A 19,796-nucleotide genomic window follows, 5' to 3' on the forward strand; every position below is an offset into this window, starting at 1 on the left:
CCGGTGCCGGCGGCCCGGTTTCTTCATTGTTTCTCCATGCGCAGCCTGCAGCGAATTGCGGGCTGCGCATGTCTGCACATTCAACACCCTTCCCCCCATTCGAACTTGTCCCAATAGATCGAGATCCCTTTTGGGACCCGTCCCATTTTTGCATCCGGGCACATTTCGTAAAGTTGTTGCGTTCCTGTCGCAGTCCCATTGGCGTGCTGCGATAGCCATCCCGTCCGGTCATGCGACGGGAGACTCCGCCGCATCGATGTATGCGCCTACCCTGTCGCTCGCGTGAAGCAGCCGCGTTCTGGAGTGCGCCAGGGTTCCGTGAATTCCAGTGGCCAGATAACGATTTCGATATGAATGTCCAACCATCCGATACCGGCGCCGGTAACGCGCCGAGTCTGCCGGACACGCTCACCCACGACAGCCTGCTCGATTCAGTCGCATGGCTTTGTGCGCACTACGGATTGGGAAGAAGTCATGCAGTCCTTATTTCCGGTCTCGCCAAGTATGGCCTGCTGACGCCGTCGCTCGCGCTCGAGGCGCTGACGCAGGCCGGTCTGGCGGCGAAGCTGGTCGAGCGCCCGCTGATGCAGTTACCCGAGCATCTGTTGCCGGCCGTGCTGTTGCGCCGCAACGGCAGCGCGTGCGTGCTGCTCGGCCGGCTTATCGACGATTCGGCGGAGCGCGACCCGCAGATCCGCTATCGCGTTATGCTGCCCGAACTCGGCGAAGCGCCGGTCGAATGCACCGACGCGGAACTGGGCGATACCTACTCCGGCTACGCGCTGCTCGTGAAGCCGGCGGCAAAGGTCGACGCGCGTCCGGACGACCTGCCGACCGAACCGGCCGGACACTGGTTGCTGCGAACGCTGTGGCGGTATCGCAGCTATTACGCGAGCGCTGCGGTAGGCGCCTTCCTCATCAACGTGCTTGGCCTCGCCAGCGTGTTCTTCACGATGAACGTCTACGATCGCGTCGTGCCGAACCAGGCCTACGTGACGCTCTGGTCGCTCGCGATCGGCGTCGCGCTCGCGATGCTGATGGAGGCGGTGTCGCGGCACGTGCGTGCGCATGTGCTCGACACCGCGGGGAAGAAGGCCGACCTGGTGCTCGGCAGCCTGCTGTTTCGGCAGGCGCTGGCGATCCGGATGGAGCACCGGCCGGCGTCGGCCGGCTCCTTCGCGCACCGGTTGCGCGAGTTCGAGTCGGTGCGGGACTTCGCGACGTCGGCGACGCTGTCGGTCGTGTCCGATCTGCCGTTCGTCTTTCTGTTCGTTGGCGTGGTGTTCGCGGTCGGCGGCCCGCTCGGCTGGATTCCGCTCCTGATGATTCCGCTGATCGTCGGTCTCGGCGCGATCGTGCAATGGCCGCTCGCGCGTGCGATGCGTGAGAACCTGCGCGAGGCGTCGCTCAAGCAGGGCGTGCTGATCGAGTCGATCGACGGGCTTGAGACGCTGAAGGCTGTTGGTGGCGAAGGCGCGATGCGTCACCGCTGGGACGCGTTCAGTGCGAAGACGGCAGCCTCGTCGATGCAGTCGCGCCAGCTTTCCAGCATGGCGACCAGTTGTGTGTCGTTCCTGCAGCAGATGCAGACCGTTGCGATCGTGATCGCCGGCGTGTACCTGATCGGCGAAGGCAAGCTCACCCAGGGCGCGTTGATCGGCTCCGTGATGCTGGCCGGCCGCGTGACGGCGCCGCTCGGCCAGGTCATGGGGCTCGCGCTGCGGTTCCAGCAGGCGAAGACGGCGATGCATTCCCTGAACCAATTGATGGCGATGCCGGTCGAGCACGAGCCGGGCCAGGATTATCTGGCGCAGCCGCCGCTCAGCGGCCATGTGAAGCTCGACGGTGTGTCGTTCGAGTATCCGTCGGCCGGCCTGCAGCAAAATGCGCCCGCGCTGGACCAGGTGTCGGTGGAGATTCGGCCCGGCGAGCGCGTCGCGATACTCGGCCGGGTCGGCAGCGGGAAATCGACGCTGCTGCGGTTGATTGCGCGGCTGTATCAGCCGACGGCGGGCAAGCTGCTCGCCGACGGGCTCGATGCGGCGCAGATCGCGCCGGCGGACTGGCGCAGGGCATTCGGCTACGTCGGCCAGGACAGCCGGCTCTTTTATGGGTCGCTGCGCGAGAACGTGACGATTGGCCGCCCGGACGTGCCGGCCACGGAGCTGCTGCGCGTGCTGAAGCTGACGGGGCTCGATGCGCTGGTCGCCCAGCATCCGGCCGGCGTGAACCTGCAGGTTGGCGAAAACGGCCGTGATCTGTCGGGCGGGCAGCGCCAGCTCGTCGCACTGGCCCGCAGCCTGATCGCGCGTCCGCGAACGTTGCTGCTCGACGAGCCGACGAGCGCGATGGACTCGCAGACGGAGGCGCAGTTCATCGAGCATCTGAGACAGGCGAGCGCCGGACAGACGCTGGTCGTGGTCACGCATCGTACTTCGCTGCTGGCGCTGGTCGACCGGATCGTGATCGTCGATCAGGGCAAGATCGTGATGGATGGCGAAAAGGCGCGCGTGCTGGCGGCACTGTCAGGGCAGCCCGAGACGGGCGAGCATCATGCTCCGCCCGAGCCGCAGCGAAACCGTGCGCCGAAAATCCGCGTGGTGCAGCGTGGCGTGGAACCCGGTGCGTCGCCCGCGGAACCGGCAGGGGCCGTGGCATCGTCGACTGCGGAGGCATCATGATGCGGCGCATTCGATCGATTCTCGGCCGCAAGCCGGCGCCGCGCCTGCGGGCAGGCGATGCCGCCTACATGAGCGACATTCGCGAGGCATTGCTCGTACGCTCGTCCGCGGGCGCACAGCTGGTTCTCTATCTCGTTGCCATGGTGCTCGGCGCCGGACTGGTATGGGCGCACTTCGCACGCGTCGAGGAGGTCACGCGCAGCGATGCGACGGTCGTATCGCCGAGCCGCGAACAATCGATCCAGAGCCTCGAGGGCGGCATCGTCCAGAGCGTGGCGGTGCGCGAGGGCGACGTGGTCGAAAAGGGGCAGTTGCTCGCGAAGATCGATCCGGCGCGCGCGCAATCGAGCTATCGCGAAGCGTTGACCAAGGCGCTGGAGCTGAAGGCGAGCGTGTCACGCGCGCGCGCCGAAGCCTATGGCACGCCGCTGGACTTTCCGGCAGACGTGAAGCGCGAATCCGGCCTCGTCGCGCAGGCCACCGCAACCTACCATGCCCGCCGCCGTGCGCTGGACGAGCAAGTCGCCGCGTTGAAGAAGAGTCAGGCGCTGGTCCGGCGCGAGATCGCGATGTCGGAGCCGCTCGCGGCGAAGGGGCTGGTCTCGGAAGTCGAGATCCTGCGGATGCGGCGCCAGGCGACGGACATCGCCGCGCAGATCGCCGAGCGCCGGAGCCGTTTCACCGCAGAATCCAGTACCGAGCTGTCACGCCTCGAACAGGAGCTCGCTCAAACCAACGAGGTGCTGGTCGGGCGCGCGGACGTGCTGGCGCGCACCGATGTCGTCGCTCCGATGCGCGGCGTGGTGAAGAACATCCGCATCCGCACGGCGGGCGGTGTCGTGCAGTCGGGCGAACACATCATGGAGATTGCGCCCCTCGACGGCCGGGTACTGGTCGAAGCGCGGATCAAGCCGTCCGACGTCGCGTTTCTGCGGCCGGGGTTGCCGGTGCTCGTGAAGCTGAGCGCGTACGACTTCGCGATCTACGGCGGGTTGCACGGGCGTGTCGTCAGCCTCGGTCCGGATACGTTGAAGGACGATCAGAAGGCCGCGATGGGGCGTCCCGACGCGAACTACTACCGGCTGATGGTCGAAACGGAGTCGGACGCGCTCGTCGCGGCGGGCAAGCGTCTGCCGGTATTGCCGGGCATGCAGGCAACGGTCGATATCCGCACTGGCGAGAAGACGGTGCTCGATTACCTGCTCAAGCCGATCTTCAAGGCCCGCGAGGCCTTCAGGGAGCGGTGATCATGAGTGGATTTCGAATGATCGGCACATGCGTCGATGCGCAAGAATCTCGCGTGGCGTTTCGTGTTGCCGCATCGGCGGTATTGATTGTCTTGTCGATGTGGCAATCGGCCGGGGCTGCGCATGCCGCCAATCCCGTATCGTCACATGTGGCGACGGCGTCGGCATCGAACGCGGCGCATGCTGCGACATCCGCAGGGTCGGATGGACGGACGGGCGCACGCGTGCTTACGTACGATGATTCCGCGTCGGCGACTCCCGGCGGGGCCGCCATGACGGAGCGCGAACTGCGGCAGATGCTGTATGCCGCGGCGGAAGCGGCCGTCGACGTCAGTCCGCAGGTGCGGCGCTTGTACGCGGAATACCAGGCCGCGCAGTCGGATGTCGATCAGGCAAAGGGGGCACGCTGGCCGCAATTGCAGTTGAACGGCCAGACACGTAGCGCACAGTTCGGCTCGAACGCCGGCAGCGCATACGACCCGGGCAACTCGCTGGGCGTGAACCTCACGACGACGTTGTTCGACTGGGGGCGCACCGAGAAAACGATCGGCAGCCGGCGGGAGCTCGCGAGTGCAGGGCAGGAGCGCTACGTCGCGCAGTTGGAGGATTCCGCCTATCAGGTCACGGCCACCCTCGTCGAGCTCGCGAAACAACGCAACATCGCCGAGTTGAGCCAGCGCTTCGTCGATCGGATGACGCGCCTCGTGCGGATGCTCGATGAAATCGTCGCGGTCGATCGCGGTCGCGGCAGCGAGCTCACCCAGGCAAAGGCCCGGTTGCTCCAGGCCGAGGCGAGTCGCGATGCGGCACTGGCGAAATGCCGGACGGTCGAGCTGAATCTTCGCAAGCTGGTGGGCGAGCGGCCGGTGCCGATGCCGATGGATCCGCACTGGCCGCTGCATCCCGGCAATCTCGACCGGTTGATGTCCGCGCTCGATGAAAATCCGCGCATCCGACAGGCGCGCGCCGAGGCCGGTGCGGCCGAACTGAACCGCGATGCGGTGCGGGCGGCATCCAGGCCGCAACTGAACTGGGTCGTCAGCACGAATACCGGCCACGATGCCGTCGGGCGCCGCATGCCGTGGCAGACGATGCTCACGCTGACGTGGAACGCGTTTACCGGCGGCGCCGCGACCGCGGCGACCGATGCGGCGACGTTCCGCGCGTCGGCGAGCTGGCGGCAGGCCGAACAGATGCGCCTGGACCTCGAATATCAGGTACGCAGCGCGGAGCAAGATGCGCACGCGTTCGGCGAACGGGCGGATCAGTATCGCGATCTGTCGGTCGAGTCGGCGCGCGTGCGCAGCGCGTTCTTCGACCAGTGGTACCACCTCGGGCGTCGCTCGTTGCTGGACGTGCTGATTGCCGAGAACGACGACTACAACAATCGCGTCAACGAGGTGGCGTACCGATTCGATGGCTATGCGGCGACGCTGCGGGGCTACGCATCGGCGGGCATGCTCGTGCAATGGTTGCGTGAGGGATGACGCATCGCGCGGTGTTGCGCCCCGGCCGCGCAACGAGGGAAATCATGAGTCCTGGATCGATCGAAAACTGGTTTGCATTGCCGCCGCCGAGGGCGGCTTCCTACCTGCCCGCCCCCTATGGCGCCCGGCACGGCGTCACCGCTCGCTTCGCGAGTTCGTCGCCGGAGTCGGTCTACTTGCCGAATCACCGTTTGGTTGTCGCCTCGGACACGTGCGCGGCCGATTTCGGGCACGACAATTTGGCATGGACCCGCAAGCCGCCGCCGCGCGGTCGTGCTCGCCTCATGTTGGCCGCGATTGGCGGCGCCGTGTTGGGGGCGGCATTGATGGCGCTGCTCGGCGCGATGATGGCAGGGCGGGCTGCGGAGCAGAGCCATTCGGCCCGAGGCAGCTTGCCCACGGGCAAACGAGCGCCTGCGTCGGTGGTTGCGTCGGCCGCTGAGGTGGTGCCTTCTCCAACGCAGGTTCTGGATTCAGTACCGGCTTTGGCCGCCCCCTCTGCTCCGGCGGCCAGCCGGGCGGGCGCGCTGCCCCAACCGATGCGCGGGGCGAACGGGCATGCAGTACCGGCATTGCGGCCCACACCACCTCGGCGGTCCGATAGCGCGAGCGTACGCGTCCGCGAACCGGAGGTGGTGCAGCCAGTATCCGGTAAAGCAGCGTTGCGTCGCGCGCCGACAAAGCCTCGACCAGCGGCGCCGGCAGACTCGTCCGTATCGAGGGCACCGGGCCGGTGCGGCGCCGACTGGCCATGCGGCGACGCACTGCGCGCGTTGCAGGGCGAGTTGAAGCAGTGGGAAGCCCGCAAGCACCTACCAGCGGCGCGAGAAAGCCATGTCGCGGGGCAGACGTCGGTTCACCTGACTGATCACCGGCGCGTGACGGAATGGTGATTCGGTGATGATCAACGCCGCTGTCTGCCCGGGCGTGTCAGTGCTGGGCCGGAATCCGTGCCATGCGGTCATTGCAGGATCAGCCGCAAATGCGCATCGGCCTGTTCGCCGGGAGGCTTCTCGAACCCGCCTTTCGCGAAGCGGTGCCATCGGCCGATCACGTAACTGACGAGCAGGCTCGCGCGGGCGGCCGGATCGTAGTCGGCCGGCAGCACGAACGGCTTGGTGCCCTCCTGCGGCGCGTTCGCTTCGGTGCGCGCCACCCGCAGGCATTGCTTGACGGTCGCCTCGATACGGTCGAGCAGCTGGTTCACGCGCTCGGTCAGCCGCTCGTCCTCGCCGACCAGCGCCTCGCCGGTCAGCACGCGCGTCATCCCCGGGTTCTTCGCGGCGAAGTTGAGCATCGTGAGCGCGATCGTGCGCGCCTGCTGCACGCCGTTCGGCTCCTTCGCGACGATCTGGTTGACGAGCCCGAAGAGCGCCTGCTCGATGAATTCGATCAGCCCCTCGTACATCTTTGCCTTGCTGGTGAAATGCCGGTAGAGCGCAGCCTCCGACACGTCGAGCCGGGCCGCGAGCGCGGCGGTCGTGATTTTCTCGGGTTTCGGCGCCTCGAGCATCGCGGCGAGCGTCTGCAGGATCATCACGCGCCGCTCGCCCGGCTTCGGGCGCGGGCGGGACGGCGTGGCCTGGTCTTCCTTTACGGCTTGGTCCTGCGGGTAAGTCGGCTGCATTTCTGTCGCCCCGATCGTGTGCCCAGTCGGAGCGATTTTAACGAACGAATGCGTTGGTCGACATAATGCGGACGGCCAATGTTCGGCAGATGGCCCGGAAGGTGGCCGGTGATCCATACGGTGCCGATGCCGAGACGCTTGTAGCGCTTCAGGTGGCTGCGGGTGTCTTCGACGAGGATCGCGTCGGCGAGCCGGGCATGCGCGGCGCGCAGCGTCCGGCGCAGCATCGCGTGGTCGGGCTTCGCGCGCCACGTGCGGCGGTCGCGCATGTGCTCGATCGCGATCACGCGCTCGAACAGCCGCTCGATGCGCAGCTCGCGCAGCACCGCGCGCGCGTAGTTCTCGGGCGCGTTGGTCAGGATCAGCTTGCGGCCCGGCAGCGCGGCGACGATGCGAGCGAGGCCGCGCTCGGCGCGGATCATCGCAGGCAGGTCGGAAAACGTGTGGACTACGTGCAGGAAATCTTGCGGATCGATCGGATGGTGGCGCGCAAGGCCGAGCAGTGCGGCGCCGTAGCGCTCGGTGTAGCCGGTGCGCAGGCGGTCGGCTTCGGCGCGCTCGACCTGCAGCGCGTCGATGATGTACTGCGTCATCGCGCGGTTGATCTCGGGAAAGATCGCGTGCGATGCGTGGTGAAGCGTGTTGTCGAGATCGAACAGCCAGACGGGCGCGCCGGCGCGCGGCCGGCTGCGGGAGATGCGCCGGCGTCGCAGCGATGCCGGCAGGTCGGGAGCGGGGGACTGGCGGCGCGTGCTCAATGCGAGCGGATCATCGTGCCGAACGGTTGCTCGGTCAGGATTTCCAGCAGCACCGAGTGCTCGATCCGGCCATCGACGATGTGCACCGACTTCACGCCGCTCTTCGCGGCGTCGAGCGCCGACGAGATCTTCGGCAGCATGCCGCCGGAGATCGTGCCGTCTTCGAACAGCGCGTCGATCTCGCGCGCGGAGAGATCGGTCAGCAGGTTGCCGTCCTTGTCCATCACGCCCGGGATGTTGGTCATCATCAGCAGCTTCTCGGCGTTCAGCACGGTGGCAAGCTTGCCCGCGACGAGGTCGGCGTTGATGTTGTACGACAGGCCGTCCTCACCGAAGCCGATCGGCGAGATCACCGGGATGAACGCGTCGTCCTGCAGCGCCTTCACGACGGCCGGGTTGATCGCCTCGACTTCGCCGACCTGGCCGATGTCGATGTACTGGCCCGGGTTGTCGCGGTCCGGCATCAGCAGCTTGCGCGCATGGATCAGGCCGCCGTCCTTGCCCGTCAGGCCCACCGCGTGGCCGCCGAAGTGGTTGATCAGCATCACGATGTCCTGCTGCACTTCGCCGCCCAGCACCCATTCGACGACTTCCATCGTCTCTTCGTCGGTGACGCGCATGCCCTGGATGAAGGTGCCGGCCTTGCCGATCTTCTTCAGTGCGTGATCGATCTGCGGACCGCCGCCGTGGACGATCACCGGATTGATGCCGACCAGTTTCAGCAGGATCACGTCGCGCGCGAAGCCTTGCTTGAGCCGCTCTTCCGTCATCGCGTTGCCGCCGTATTTGATGACCACGGTCTTGCCGTGGTAACGACGGATGTACGGCAGCGCCTCGGCGAGGATTTCTGCTTTCAGCGTAGGGGCGATCTGCGAGAGGTCGATGGGCTCGGACATGGCGGCGGCTCTGGCTGGGAACGGTTGAAACACGGCGAATTGTACAGGAGTGGCGCAGCGCAGCATCGGGTTTTTGGACGGGCCGGAACACCGGCGGCGGCGCCCGGGCACCGCACGCGGCGGCCCGCCGGCTATGGCGCGGCGCGATGTGGGCAGCGATCCGGGCAGCGCTGCGCGGGCGGTGGCGGCGGGGCGGTTCGCGGGCGTTGGGAATGGCCCTCGGCCTGACGGCCGGCGTGCAAAATCCGTTCGTCGCGCTATGCTTGTCGCGTCGGGCGGCTTCACGCCCGCTCGAGCGCTTCCGCCATGACCGATCCTGCCGTCGACGCCCGTTCCACCCCGCGCCGTGCACGGTGCCCGCACTGCGGGCGCAGCTTCGACTGCGGCGCCCGCACGCAGCCGTTCGAATGCTGGTGCGCGTCGATGCCGGTCTTGCCCGGCGGTACGCCGCCCGCGGCCGGCGCACGCTGCCTCTGCCCCGAGTGCCTGGCCGACGAGATCGCGCGGCGGATGGCCGGCGCGGCCGGCTGACGGCAGCGGCCGCGCACGCGCGGGCGTCCCGTTCGCCTCGTATCGATCCGGCCCCGCTAGAGGCGCCGCCCGCTAAACGGGTAAACTGCTCGGATGCAACGAATCACCACCACCGGGCGCGTCAACCTCAGTCACCTGTTCTGGCTCCGCAATCTCGCGATCATCGGCCAGCTCGTGACGATCGGTGTCGTGCAGACCTATTTCGGCGTGCATCTGCCGTTGCCGGCGATGCTGATGGTCATCGCGCTCGAAATCGTTTTCAACGCACTGACCTGGGTGCGCGTGCTGCGCGCGCGGCCCGAGACCAATTTCGAGCTGCTCGGCCAATTGTGGGTCGACCTCGGTGCGCTGTCCGCGCTGCTGTTCCTGTCGGGCGGCACGACCAATCCGTTCGTGTCGCTGTACCTGCCTTCGCTCGCGATCGCGGCGGCCGTGCTGCCGTGGCACCTGATGATCTGGCTCGCGGCGTTCGCGGTCGCGTGCTACGCGGCGCTCGGCTTCGACTCGGTGCCGCTCAACATGGACAATCCGGCGAACCTGTTCGACTACTACCGTACCGGCATGTGGGCGAACTTCATGGTCAGCGTCGGGCTGATCGCGTGGTTCGTCGCGCGCATGTCGAATGCGCTGCGCCAGCGTGACGCGGCGCTCGGCGAGGCGCAGCAGCACCTGCTGCGCGACGAGCGGGCCGTTGCGCTCGGCGTGCAGGCCGCTACCGTCGCGCACGAAATGGGCACGCCGCTGTCGACGATCGCGATGCTCGCCGAGGAGCTGCGCGACGCGGCGCGCGACGATCCGGGGCTGGCCCGCTACGACGCCGACCTGAAGGTGCTCGAGGAACAGATGACGCTCTGCACGTCGGCGCTCGCGCGCCTGCGCAGCCGGGCGAGTACGCCCGCGAGCCGCCAGCCGGTGGACGACTGGCTCGACACGTTCGTCGAGCACTGGCGCCTGCGGCATCCGCACGTACAGTTCGAATTGCTCGGCGCGCGCCCGGCAGGCGTCGCGCTCGACGACACGGTCGCGGCCGGCCAGATCCTGACGATCCTGCTCGACAACGCCGCGCGCGCGAGCCCGCAGCGCGTGACGCTGGCCGCGAAGGTCGCGCACGCCGGGGCGGCTGACGAGATCGAATTCGAGGTATGCGACGACGGGCCCGGCATTCCGGCCTCGCTGCGTGAATCGCTCGGCGCGATGCCGGTCGACAGCACGCAGGGCGGGCACGGGGTCGGCCTGTATCTCGCGTTCAGCGCGGCCGCGCGGCTCGGCGGCGAGATCGAACTGTCCGATGTCGTGCCGCGCGCGTCGGGCGGCAACGGGCGGGCCAACAGTGCGGCGAATGGTCACGCCGCGGCAGGATCGGCACAGCGCGCGGGCCAGCGCCTGGCCGAAAGGACAACCGGCACGCCGGAGAGTCGCCCGGCCGGTACGACCGCCGCGCGCGGCACGCGGGCCGTGCTGCGGCTGCCGGTCGTGCGCGTCGCGGCGTCGGCCGCCTCAACCAACACGTAGACGGAGAAACCACATGAGCGAGAACAATTTCCTGGTGATCGACGACAACGAGGTGTTCGCGGGCACGCTCGCGCGCGGCCTCGAGCGCCGCGGTTATGCGGTCCAGCAGGCGCACGACAAGGAGGCGGCGCTCCGGCTCGCCGCCGGCGGCAAGTTCCAGTTCATCACCGTCGACCTGCATCTCGGCGAGGATTCGGGCCTGAGCCTGATTGCGCCGCTGTGCGACCTGCAGCCCGACGCGCGGATCCTGGTGCTGACCGGCTACGCAAGCATCGCGACCGCCGTGCAGGCGGTGAAGGAAGGCGCCGACAACTATCTCGCGAAACCCGCGAACGTCGAGTCGATCCTGGCCGCGCTGCAGACCAACGCGACTGAAGTACAGGCCGACGAAGCGTTGGAGAATCCGGTCGTGCTGTCGGTCGACCGGCTCGAATGGGAACACATCCAGCGCGTGCTGGCCGAGAACAACAACAATATTTCAGCGACCGCGCGGGCGCTGAACATGCACCGCCGCACGCTGCAGCGCAAGCTCGCGAAGAAGCCGGTGCGGCAGTAAGCGGCGCACCAGCGAAAACGGGCGGCCCCCGACGAAAGGGGCCGCCCGTTTTTCATCCGGCGCCGTGCGCGTTACAGCACGTAGCGCGACAGGTCTTCGTCCTGCGACACTTCGCCGAGCGCGCGATCGACGTACTTCGCGTCGATCGTCACGCGCTCGCCGGCGTGGTTGCCGGCCGAGAACGACACTTCCTCGAGCAGCTTCTCGATCACCGTATAGAGCCGGCGCGCACCGATGTTCTCGGTCTTCTCGTTGACCGAATAGGCGATTTCCGCGAGGCGGCGGATGCCGTCGTCGGCGAATTCGAGCTGCACGTCTTCGGTCGCGAGCAGCGCCTGGTACTGCTTGACGAGGCTTGCGTCGGTCGCGACGAGGATCGCTTCGAAATCGTTCACCGACAGCGAGTCGAGCTCGACGCGGATCGGGAAGCGCCCCTGCAGTTCCGGAATCAGGTCGCTCGGCTTCGCGAGGTGGAACGCGCCGCTCGCGATGAACAGGATGTGATCGGTCTTCACCATCCCGTACTTCGTGTTGACCGTCGTGCCTTCGACGAGCGGCAGCAGGTCGCGTTGCACGCCCTGGCGCGACACTTCGCCGCCGCTGCCTTCGTTGTTGCGCGACGTGATCTTGTCGATCTCGTCGAGGAACACGATGCCGTTCTGCTCGACGTTCTGCACGGCCTTCGTCTTCACTTCCTCGTCGTTGAGCATTTTCGCCGCTTCCTCGTCGGTCAGCAGCTTCAGCGCTTCCTTGATCTTCACCTTGCGGCGCTGCTTCTTGCCGCTGCCGAGGTTCGAGAACATCGAGCGGATCTGCTCGGTCATCTCTTCCATCCCCGGCGGCGCCATGATGTCCATACCGGCCGACGGCTGCTCGATGTCGAGCTCGACTTCCTTGTCGTCGAGCTGGCCTTCGCGCAGGCGCTTGCGGAACGTCTGGCGCGTCGCGTTGTTGTCGTCGTTCGCGTGTTCGGCGTTGCCGCCGAAGCCCACCGCGCGCGGTTGCGGCAGCAGGATGTCGAGGATGCGGTCTTCCGCCTGGTCGGTCGCCTTGCTGCGCACCTTGCGCATCTCGGATTCGCGCGTCTGCTTCACCGAGATTTCGATCAGGTCGCGCACGATGCTGTCGACGTCACGGCCGACGTAGCCGACTTCGGTGAACTTGGTCGCTTCGATCTTGATGAACGGCGCGTCGGCGAGCTTCGCGAGGCGGCGCGCGATTTCGGTCTTGCCGACGCCCGTCGGCCCGATCATCAGGATGTTCTTCGGCGTGATTTCCTGGCGCAGCGGGTCGGCGACCTGCTGGCGGCGCCAGCGGTTGCGCAGCGCGACCGCGACGGCCTTCTTCGCCTTCGCCTGGCCGATGATGTGCTTGTCGAGTTCCGAGACGATCTCGGCAGGGGTCATGGTGCTCATGGGGCTGTCCTTACTCGATCGTTTCGATGATGCGGTTGTGGTTCGTGTAGATGCACATGTCACCGGCGATCCCGAGCGACTTCTCGACGATCTCGCGCGGCGACAGCTCGGTGTTCTCGACCAGCGCGCGAGCCGCGGCCTGCGCATAGGCACCGCCCGAGCCGATCGCGCAGATGCCGCCTTCGGGGTCGAGCACGTCGCCGTTGCCGGTGATCACCAGCGTGGTGGTGGCATCGGCCGTGATCAGCATCGCCTCGAGGCGGCGCAGCATCCGGTCGGTGCGCCAGTCCTTCGCGAGCTCGACGGCCGCGCGGGTCAGGTTGCCCTGGTGCTTCTCGAGCTTCGCCTCGAAGCGGTCGAGCAGCGAGAACGCATCGGCGGTGCCGCCCGCGAATCCGACCAGTACCTGGTTGTTGTAGATCCGCCGCACTTTCCGCGCGCCACCCTTCATGACGATGTTGCCGAGGGTTACCTGGCCGTCGCCGCCGAGCGCGACCTTGTCGCCGCGCCGGACCGAAACGATGGTCGTGCCGTGAAATTGCTCCATCTGCGTTCCTTGAGAAAAACGGGGAAGAGTCGGGGGCGCGAGGCGCCGCCGCGTAACTCGCCGCGCGCCGGGAAGCGGCCCGGCGCGCGTCCGATTCATTTTAGGGCGGGCGCCGGGATATCAAGAGGCCGGGTGGGCAAATCGACGGACCGGGAAGCGGTGCCGGAAAAACAAAAAGCGCGCGGCAGGCCGCGCGCTTTCGGGAAGCAGCGTGTCTGAGCGGAACGCCGCTCGATCAGTCGCCGAACAGCTTCTGGCGCAGCTCGCGGCGCTCCTGCGCCTCGAGCGACAGCGTGGCGGTCGGACGCGCGAGCAGGCGCGGAATGCCGATCGGCTCGCCGGTTTCCTCGCACCAGCCGTAATCGCCGGAATCGATGCGGGCGAGCGACTGCTGAACCTTCTTGAGGAGCTTGCGTTCGCGATCGCGCGTACGCAGTTCGAGCGCGTGCTCCTCCTCGATCGTCGCGCGATCGGCGGGATCGGGGACGATCACCGTCTCGCGCAGGTTCTCGGTCGTCTGGCCTGCATTCTTGAGGATGTCCGCCTGCAACTGTTCGAGCCGATTTTTGAAGAAGGCGAGCTGATCCTCATTCATGTAATCCTTGTCGCTCATCTTCAGGATTTCGGCTTCGGTCAAGAGTTTCTTCGTCATCTGCTTGCTTCTTCAATGTGCGGCAAATCGAGAGATATTGCCTGCACTTTGGGATTACCCGCAACCGCGTTTGCATTCATTTGCGATTTGCCGCCGCGGGGCCGAAAGCCTCTGGAAAACCGGTTCTCAAATACCAGGATAGGCCTGGCGCGGAGTTGCGCGCGCTGCGAACCGGTGTGCTGCGCGGCACATCGCATCGGCCGCGGCCGGGAGGCGGATTGGCGATCCGGCGCGGTTGCGATGCCCGGAAAACTGGTTCAGCAAGAACCGGGCCTGTTTGTTGCCGTACTCCAGCGGGCACGTATTGTAACTGAATCGCAAGCGGGCGCCGTATCGGGTCGATCCCCGTCGGCTGCGCCAATATCTAGAAAATATAACGCGCAAATCGCGAAAAAGCGATGACGGCGAAACCCTGCCCAAAAAGGGCGCTCCGCGGCCGCCGCAGCCGCCTGCGAGGCGGCCCGCCCGGCGGCGTGTGCGGCGGTTGCCCGTGCGTCAGGCGAGGCAGGCGTCGAGGCCGTCGGTGATCAGGTCCTGCGGCAGGTCGACGCCGATGAACACCATCTTGTTCGTCTTCTTCTCGACCGGCAGCCACTTCGACGCGAGGTCGCTGCCCATCATCTGGTGCACGCCCTGGAACACGACCTTGCGGTCGACGCCCTTCATGTACAGCACGCCCTTGTAGCGCAGCATCCGCTCGCCGTAGATCTGCAGGATGCCGCCGAGGAAGTCTTCCAGCTTGTTCGGGTCGAACGGGCGGTCGTTGCGGTACACGAACGACTTGATCTTGTCGTCGTGGTGCGCGTGGTGGTGGTGGCCGTGATCGTGCGCGCATTGACCGTGATCGTGGTCGCAACTGGCGTGATCGTGATCATGGTCGTGATCGTGGTGGTGATGCGCGTGATCGTCTTCGGCGAGGAAGTCGGGGTCGATCTCGAGCTTCGCGTTCAGGTTGAAGCCGCGCAGGTCGAAGATTTCCTTGATGTCGGCTTCACCGAAGTTCACGACCTTGATCGCGGCCTTCGGGTTCATGTGCATCAGGCGGTGCTTGAGGCCGGCTACCGTCTGGTCGTCGACCAGGTCGGACTTCGTGATGAACAGGCGATCGGCGAAGCCGACCTGGCGCTGCACGACTTCGTGCTCGTCGAGCTGCGCGTTCGCGTGCTTTGCGTCGACCAGCGTGATGACCGCGTCGAGCAGGAAATCGTCGGCGATTTCGCTGTCGATGAAGAAGGTTTGCGCGACCGGGCCCGGGTTCGCGAGGCCGGTCGTTTCGATCACGATGCGGTCGAAGTCGAGCTTGCCTTCGCGCTTCTTCGCGGCGAGATCGCCGAGCGTGCGCGCGAGGTCGCCGCGGATCGTGCAGCAGATGCAGCCGTTGCTCATCTGGATGATCTGCTCGTTCGAATCCTGGATGAGGATTTCGTTGTCGATGTTCTCTTCGCCGAACTCGTTCTCGATCACGGCGATCTTCATGCCGTGCTGTTCGTTCAGGATGCGCTTGAGCAGCGTCGTCTTGCCGCTGCCGAGGAAGCCGGTGAGGATGGTGACGGGAGTGGCCATGTCAATCGCCTGTGGTTCGTGAATCGGGGTCAAAACCAGGATGTGCGTCGCGCCCGGGGCTTTGCCAGCCGGGGCGCACAACCATCCATTGAAACATACCTGTCAAGCCCTCGCCCGTCGTCCGAACGACAGGCGGGAGCGCGGATCCGCCGGGCGCGGAGCCGCGTCCGGCGAACGGTTACGCGCGTAGATCGGGGCAATCAGACGATTTGCAACAGCAGGCCCTTCAGATATTCGCCTTCCGGGAACGCGGCGAGCAGCGGGTGATCGACGCCCGCGCCGAGGCGCTTCAGGATGCGCGCGTCGACCTTCGCGTCGGCGGCCGCGCCCGCGACGATCTTCTGGAACAGGTCCATGTCGATCGCACCCGAGCACGAGTACGTGAACAGCAGGCCGCCCGGACGCAGCAGCTTGAAGCCGCTCAGGTTGATGTCCTTGTACGCGCGTGCCGCGCGATCGACGCTGTCGCGGGTCGGCGCGAACTTCGGCGGATCGAGCACGATCAGGTCGAAACGCTCGCCTTCGTCGACGAGGCGGCGCAGGGTCTTGAATGCGTCGGCGTCGAGCCAGGTCGCGCGTTCGGCGTCGAAGCCGTTGGCGACGACGTTCTGCTGCGCGAGCGCGAGCGCATCGCCCGACGAGTCGATCGATACGACGCGCTTCGCGCCGCCCTTGAGCGCGGCGAGCGAGAAGCCGCCCGTGTAGCAGAAGCAGTTCAGCACGTCACGATCGGCCGCGTACTGCGCCACCAGTGCGCGGTTGTCGCGCTGGTCGACGTAGAAACCTGTCTTGTGGCCGTTCGGCACGTCGACGTGATAGCGCACGCCGTTTTCGTTCGAGACCAGCGTCGCGGGCGGCGCATCGCCGGCCAGCACGCCGGTCGTCTGTTCGAGCCCTTCCTTGTCGCGGATCGATACGTCCGAGCGCTCATAGACGTTCGGGCAATCCGTGGCGCCGACGAGCGCCTTCACGATCGCATCCTTCCATGCCTCGACGCCCGCGGCCATGAACTGGCAGACGAGCTGGCCTCGCGGCGCGGCGCCGGCTTCGGCGGTGTCCGCGACGTAATAGTCGACGATCAGCCCCGGCAGCCCGTCGGCTTCGCCGAACACGAGCCGCACCGCGCCCGTGCCCGACACCATCGTCGTGCGATGCGCGACCGCGCGCTGCACGCGGCGCTTGAAGAACGCGTGGTCGATCGGCTCGTTCTCGTCGAAGCTCCACACGCGCACGCGGATCTGCGATTGCGGGCTGTACGCGCCGCGCGCGAGGAAGCGGCCGTCGTGCGCGCGCACGATCACGGTCGCGCCGGGCGCGGGCTTGCCGTCGACGCGGTCGATCGCATTGGCGTAGATCCACGGATGGCGGCGCAGCAGCGATTTTTCCTTGGACGGCTTGAGGGTGACGGTTTGCATGATGAGATCGAAATGGGCCGTGCACGACGCCGACCGTTGCCGGTCGCCGCGCGCGGCGGGTAATACGGGACGCGCGTCAGTCGCGCTTCTTCGCGCGCGGATGCGCGCTGTCGTAAATCTTCGCGAGATGCTGGAAGTCGAGCGACGTATAGACCTGCGTCGCGGAAACGCTCGCGTGGCCGAGCAACTCCTGCACCGCGCGCAGGTCGCCGCTCGACTGCAGCACGTGCGTTGCAAACGAGTGGCGCAGCACGTGCGGATGGACGTTGGCGGGGATGCCCGCGGTGAGCGCGGCGCGCTTCACGCGCTCGCGCACGACGCCCGGCGACATCCGGTTGCCGCGCACTGACACGAACAGCGGATGCGGATCGTGCTTCACGAATTCGCTGCGTACCGCGAGCCATGCGTTCAGCGCATCGATCGCCTTGCGGCCGACCGGCACCTTGCGCTCCTTGTTGCCCTTGCCGCGCACGGTGACTTCGGCTTCGGCGAGGTCGAGCCAGCCGGCCGAGCGGTAGCCGTCGGCCTGCGTGTACATCACGTCGAGCCCGATCAGCTCGGCGAGGCGCAGCCCGGACGAATAGAACAGCTCGAGGATCGCGTGATCGCGGATGCCTTCGGTCGTGTTGGCGAGCGGCGCGTCCATCAATGCGGAAGCATCGTCGACCGACAGCGCCTTCGGCAACGTCTTTGCGCGTTTCGGCGCACGCACCGCGGCGACCGGGTTCGCGGGCATCTCGACGCGCTGCGCGAGCCAGCGGTAGAACGCGCGCCACGCGGACAGCCGGTGCGAGATCGACCGGGCAGACAGCCCGCCCGAATGCGCGCGCGCGACCGCGCCGCGCATGTCGACGGCAGTCAGCGCTTCGAGCGGCCGGCCGTTCGCGAGCTTCTTCAGTTCGTCGAGTTCGTGCGTGTAGCCGCGCAGCGTGTGTTCCGACAGCTGCCTGACGTGCTTCAGGTTCGACAGGTAGGCGGCGATCGGATCGTCTGTCATCGCGTGCGGAAGGATCAGTGCGGCAGCAGGCGCGTGAGCGCGGCGCTCGCGAGCGTTGCGATCTGCGCGAGGAAGTCGGTGGCCATCCCGTCGTGGAAGCGGCGCGGGTCGGGCGAGCCGAGCACGAGCAGGCCGAACGCGGGCGGATCGTTGCCGGCGAGCGGCGCACGCAGCGCGAGCAGCGCGACCGATGCGGCCGAGCCGTCGCCGGCCGGCGGTGCGGCGTCCGCGCCTTCCGCCGCATTCGCGGCCGAGGCGGCGATCGCGGGCGCGAGCCACTGCGCGGCCTCGAAGCCCGTGTTCGCACCGCAGTACGGCGTCGACAGCCCATTCGTGAACAGGCGCACTTCCTCGCCGACCTGGCGCGCGAAGTCGGCCTGCGAGTAGGTGTCGGCGACATCCCACACGCGCAGCGCTGTCTGCGGTACGTCGAAGACTTCGGCGATGCCGTCGGCGATCGTGCGCGGCAGCGCGTATGGATCGCGTTCCGCGATCACGCGTGCCGTCCAGCGGCTGAACTTCGCGGACAGGCTGTCGTTCTCGTGGCCATAGCGCACGAGTTCGGCGAGCCGGCGCTCGAGATGCTTGTTCTTGTCGCGCAGCATCTCCATCTGCCGCTCCTGCAGCGAGATCGCGGCCTTGCCGTGCGGGTTCGCGAGGCGGATCGTCGCGAGCAGTTCGGCGTGCCGCGCGAAGAATTCGGGATTGGCGAGCAGGTAGTCGGCGACTTCGCGATCGTTCATGTGGCTGGAGCGTTCAGTTATCAAGGACGTTGCAGGGTCAGGCGGGCAGGTCGATCTCGCCTTCGAACACGGTCGTGGCGGGCCCGGCCATCATCAGCGCGGCAGCTTCGTCGCGCGCGCCGTCCCAGTTGATCGTCAGCGTGCCGCCGTGCGTGTGCACGGTCACGGGCGAATCGAGCAGGCCGCGCCGGATACCGGCCGCGACCGCCGCGCAAGCGCCGGTGCCGCACGCGAGCGTCTCGCCTGCCGCGCGTTCGTACACGCGCAGCTTCACCTCGCTGCGCGACACGATCTGCATGAAGCCGGCGTTCACGCGCTCCGGGAAGCGCGCGTGATGCTCGATCAGCGGGCCTTCTTCGAGCACCGGATACGCTTCGGTGTCGTCGACGACCTGCACCGCGTGCGGGTTGCCCATCGTCACCGTCGAGATCCAGCGCGTCGCGCCGCCGACGTCGAGCGGCCACAGCGTGTCGCGGCCCTCGGTGCGGCCGTCGAGGCCCGCTGCGTCGAACGGCACCTGCGCCGGCGTGAACACGGGCGCACCCATGTCGACGACGACTTCGCCGTTGTCCTGCATCGTCAGCGTGATCAGGCCCTTCATCACCTGCACGCGCACGCTGCGCTTGTCGGTCAGGCCGCGGTCGCTGACGAACTTCACGAAGCAGCGCGCGCCGTTGCCGCAGTGTTCGACCTCGCCGCCGTCACAATTGAAGATCCGGTACTTGAAATCCACGCCGTCGACGGTCGGTTTTTCGACGAGCAGCAGCTGGTCGGCGCCGATGCCGAAGTGACGATTGGCGAGCGCACGCACCTGCGCTTCGGTGAGCGGCGGCAATGCGCGCGAATAGCCGTCGAGCACGACGAAGTCGTTGCCCGCGCCGTGCATCTTGGTGAACGAGAGTTTCACTGGGTCCGGATTTCCATGGCGATCAAGGCGGTCAGCGCGGCGTGCTCGACGCCGCGCCAAGCGGGGCCGCCTCGTTCGTCGTGCTGATCTCAACCGCAAATGATACATGCAGCCGACAGGGGCGTCCTGCGCGGGCGGGGGCGAATTGGGGCGCATCTGTCGATCGGTCGACTGGGCGCGTGTGCGATAGGCGGGCAGATTGACGAGATGTGGCGGGCCTGTCGTCGTGCGAGCAGGTTCGGCGAACGCACGGGATGGCGCG

At 67.0% G+C, this 19,796-nt stretch carries 17 protein-coding genes; 6 read left to right on the forward strand and 11 right to left on the reverse strand.

The genetic code is table 11. From position 1 onward, the window contains the following. The first annotated feature begins 350 nt into the window (after positions 1 to 350). The 3 genes from C5O79_RS27880 (at position 351) to C5O79_RS27890 (ending at position 5,415) form a co-directional block, all read left to right on the forward strand. Positions 351 to 2,681 carry a type I secretion system permease/ATPase gene (locus C5O79_RS27880; protein WP_131931937.1) on the forward strand — a complete coding sequence of 777 codons (2,331 nt, stop codon included), beginning with the start codon at positions 351 to 353 and terminating at the stop codon, positions 2,679 to 2,681. Continuing rightward, complete coding sequence (locus tag C5O79_RS27885; RefSeq protein WP_131931939.1) at positions 2,678 to 3,928, forward strand: HlyD family type I secretion periplasmic adaptor subunit; 1,251 nt, start codon at positions 2,678 to 2,680, stop codon at positions 3,926 to 3,928. The genes C5O79_RS27880 and C5O79_RS27885 overlap by 4 nt, the downstream gene beginning before the upstream one ends. A 272-nt stretch (positions 3,929 to 4,200) precedes the next feature. Further along, on the forward strand, positions 4,201 to 5,415 hold the full coding sequence (locus C5O79_RS27890; protein WP_240687927.1) for a TolC family protein: 1,215 nt from the start codon (positions 4,201 to 4,203) through the stop codon (positions 5,413 to 5,415). A gap of 961 nt (positions 5,416 to 6,376) precedes the next feature. Here the strand turns inward: C5O79_RS27890 and slmA are convergent. The 3 genes from slmA to argB are packed head-to-tail and all read right to left on the reverse strand — an operon-like array spanning position 6,377 to position 8,696. Further along, a complete protein-coding gene (slmA, locus tag C5O79_RS27895; protein ID WP_046544192.1) occupies positions 6,377 to 7,042 on the reverse strand; it encodes a nucleoid occlusion factor SlmA in 666 nt (221 codons plus the stop codon). Next, positions 7,009 to 7,800: a pyrimidine 5'-nucleotidase gene (locus C5O79_RS27900; RefSeq protein WP_046544193.1), complete on the reverse strand. Its 792-nt coding sequence runs from the start codon at positions 7,798 to 7,800 to the stop codon at positions 7,009 to 7,011. The genes slmA and C5O79_RS27900 overlap by 34 nt, the downstream gene beginning before the upstream one ends. Continuing rightward, positions 7,797 to 8,696 carry an acetylglutamate kinase gene (gene argB, locus C5O79_RS27905; protein ID WP_006490510.1) on the reverse strand — a complete coding sequence of 300 codons (900 nt, stop codon included), beginning with the start codon at positions 8,694 to 8,696 and terminating at the stop codon, positions 7,797 to 7,799. Before argB ends, C5O79_RS27900 begins: the two co-directional genes overlap by 4 nt. A 306-nt stretch (positions 8,697 to 9,002) precedes the next feature. Between argB and C5O79_RS27915 the strand changes: the two genes are divergently transcribed. The 3 genes from C5O79_RS27915 to C5O79_RS27925 all read left to right on the forward strand — a co-directional run bounded on the left by C5O79_RS27915 (position 9,003) and on the right by C5O79_RS27925 (position 11,295). Continuing rightward, positions 9,003 to 9,227 (forward strand): cysteine-rich CWC family protein, encoded by a 225-nt coding sequence (locus tag C5O79_RS27915; protein ID WP_081421230.1) that lies wholly within the window; start codon positions 9,003 to 9,005, stop codon positions 9,225 to 9,227. Positions 9,228 to 9,320: 93 nt separating this feature from the next. Beyond that, on the forward strand, positions 9,321 to 10,739 hold the full coding sequence (locus C5O79_RS27920) for an ATP-binding protein (protein ID WP_046544194.1): 1,419 nt from the start codon (positions 9,321 to 9,323) through the stop codon (positions 10,737 to 10,739). Between the two features lie 13 nt (positions 10,740 to 10,752). Then, complete coding sequence (locus C5O79_RS27925; protein ID WP_021156278.1) at positions 10,753 to 11,295, forward strand: response regulator transcription factor; 543 nt, start codon at positions 10,753 to 10,755, stop codon at positions 11,293 to 11,295. Between the two features lie 71 nt (positions 11,296 to 11,366). Here C5O79_RS27925 and hslU read toward each other — a convergent pair whose 3' ends face one another. From hslU to dapF, 8 genes are all read right to left on the reverse strand, one after another. Beyond that, positions 11,367 to 12,710 carry an ATP-dependent protease ATPase subunit HslU gene (gene hslU / locus C5O79_RS27930; protein ID WP_046544195.1) on the reverse strand — a complete coding sequence of 448 codons (1,344 nt, stop codon included), beginning with the start codon at positions 12,708 to 12,710 and terminating at the stop codon, positions 11,367 to 11,369. Positions 12,711 to 12,720: 10 nt separating this feature from the next. Further along, entirely contained in the window at positions 12,721 to 13,257 is a 537-nt protein-coding gene (gene hslV / locus C5O79_RS27935; RefSeq protein ID WP_006477497.1) for an ATP-dependent protease subunit HslV, read from the reverse strand. 235 nt (positions 13,258 to 13,492) lie between these two features. Further along, entirely contained in the window at positions 13,493 to 13,909 is a 417-nt protein-coding gene (gene dksA, locus C5O79_RS27940; protein WP_006477498.1) for an RNA polymerase-binding protein DksA, read from the reverse strand. Between the two features lie 495 nt (positions 13,910 to 14,404). Then, positions 14,405 to 15,472: a GTP-binding protein gene (locus tag C5O79_RS27950; RefSeq protein WP_047852343.1), complete on the reverse strand. Its 1,068-nt coding sequence runs from the start codon at positions 15,470 to 15,472 to the stop codon at positions 14,405 to 14,407. Positions 15,473 to 15,672: 200 nt separating this feature from the next. Then, complete coding sequence (locus tag C5O79_RS27955; RefSeq protein ID WP_046544197.1) at positions 15,673 to 16,887, reverse strand: class I SAM-dependent rRNA methyltransferase; 1,215 nt, start codon at positions 16,885 to 16,887, stop codon at positions 15,673 to 15,675. A gap of 76 nt (positions 16,888 to 16,963) precedes the next feature. Then, complete coding sequence (xerC, locus tag C5O79_RS27960; protein WP_122474440.1) at positions 16,964 to 17,884, reverse strand: tyrosine recombinase XerC; 921 nt, start codon at positions 17,882 to 17,884, stop codon at positions 16,964 to 16,966. A gap of 14 nt (positions 17,885 to 17,898) precedes the next feature. Next, a complete protein-coding gene (locus C5O79_RS27965) occupies positions 17,899 to 18,627 on the reverse strand; it encodes a DUF484 family protein (protein ID WP_122474439.1) in 729 nt (242 codons plus the stop codon). Between the two features lie 37 nt (positions 18,628 to 18,664). After that, positions 18,665 to 19,534 (reverse strand): diaminopimelate epimerase, encoded by an 870-nt coding sequence (gene dapF, locus C5O79_RS27970; RefSeq protein WP_131931943.1) that lies wholly within the window; start codon positions 19,532 to 19,534, stop codon positions 18,665 to 18,667. Positions 19,535 to 19,796 lie beyond the last annotated feature (262 nt).

The sequence above is a fragment of the Burkholderia sp. SRS-25 genome (assembly GCF_004343765.1).
Lineage (GTDB): Bacteria > Pseudomonadota > Gammaproteobacteria > Burkholderiales > Burkholderiaceae > Burkholderia > Burkholderia contaminans.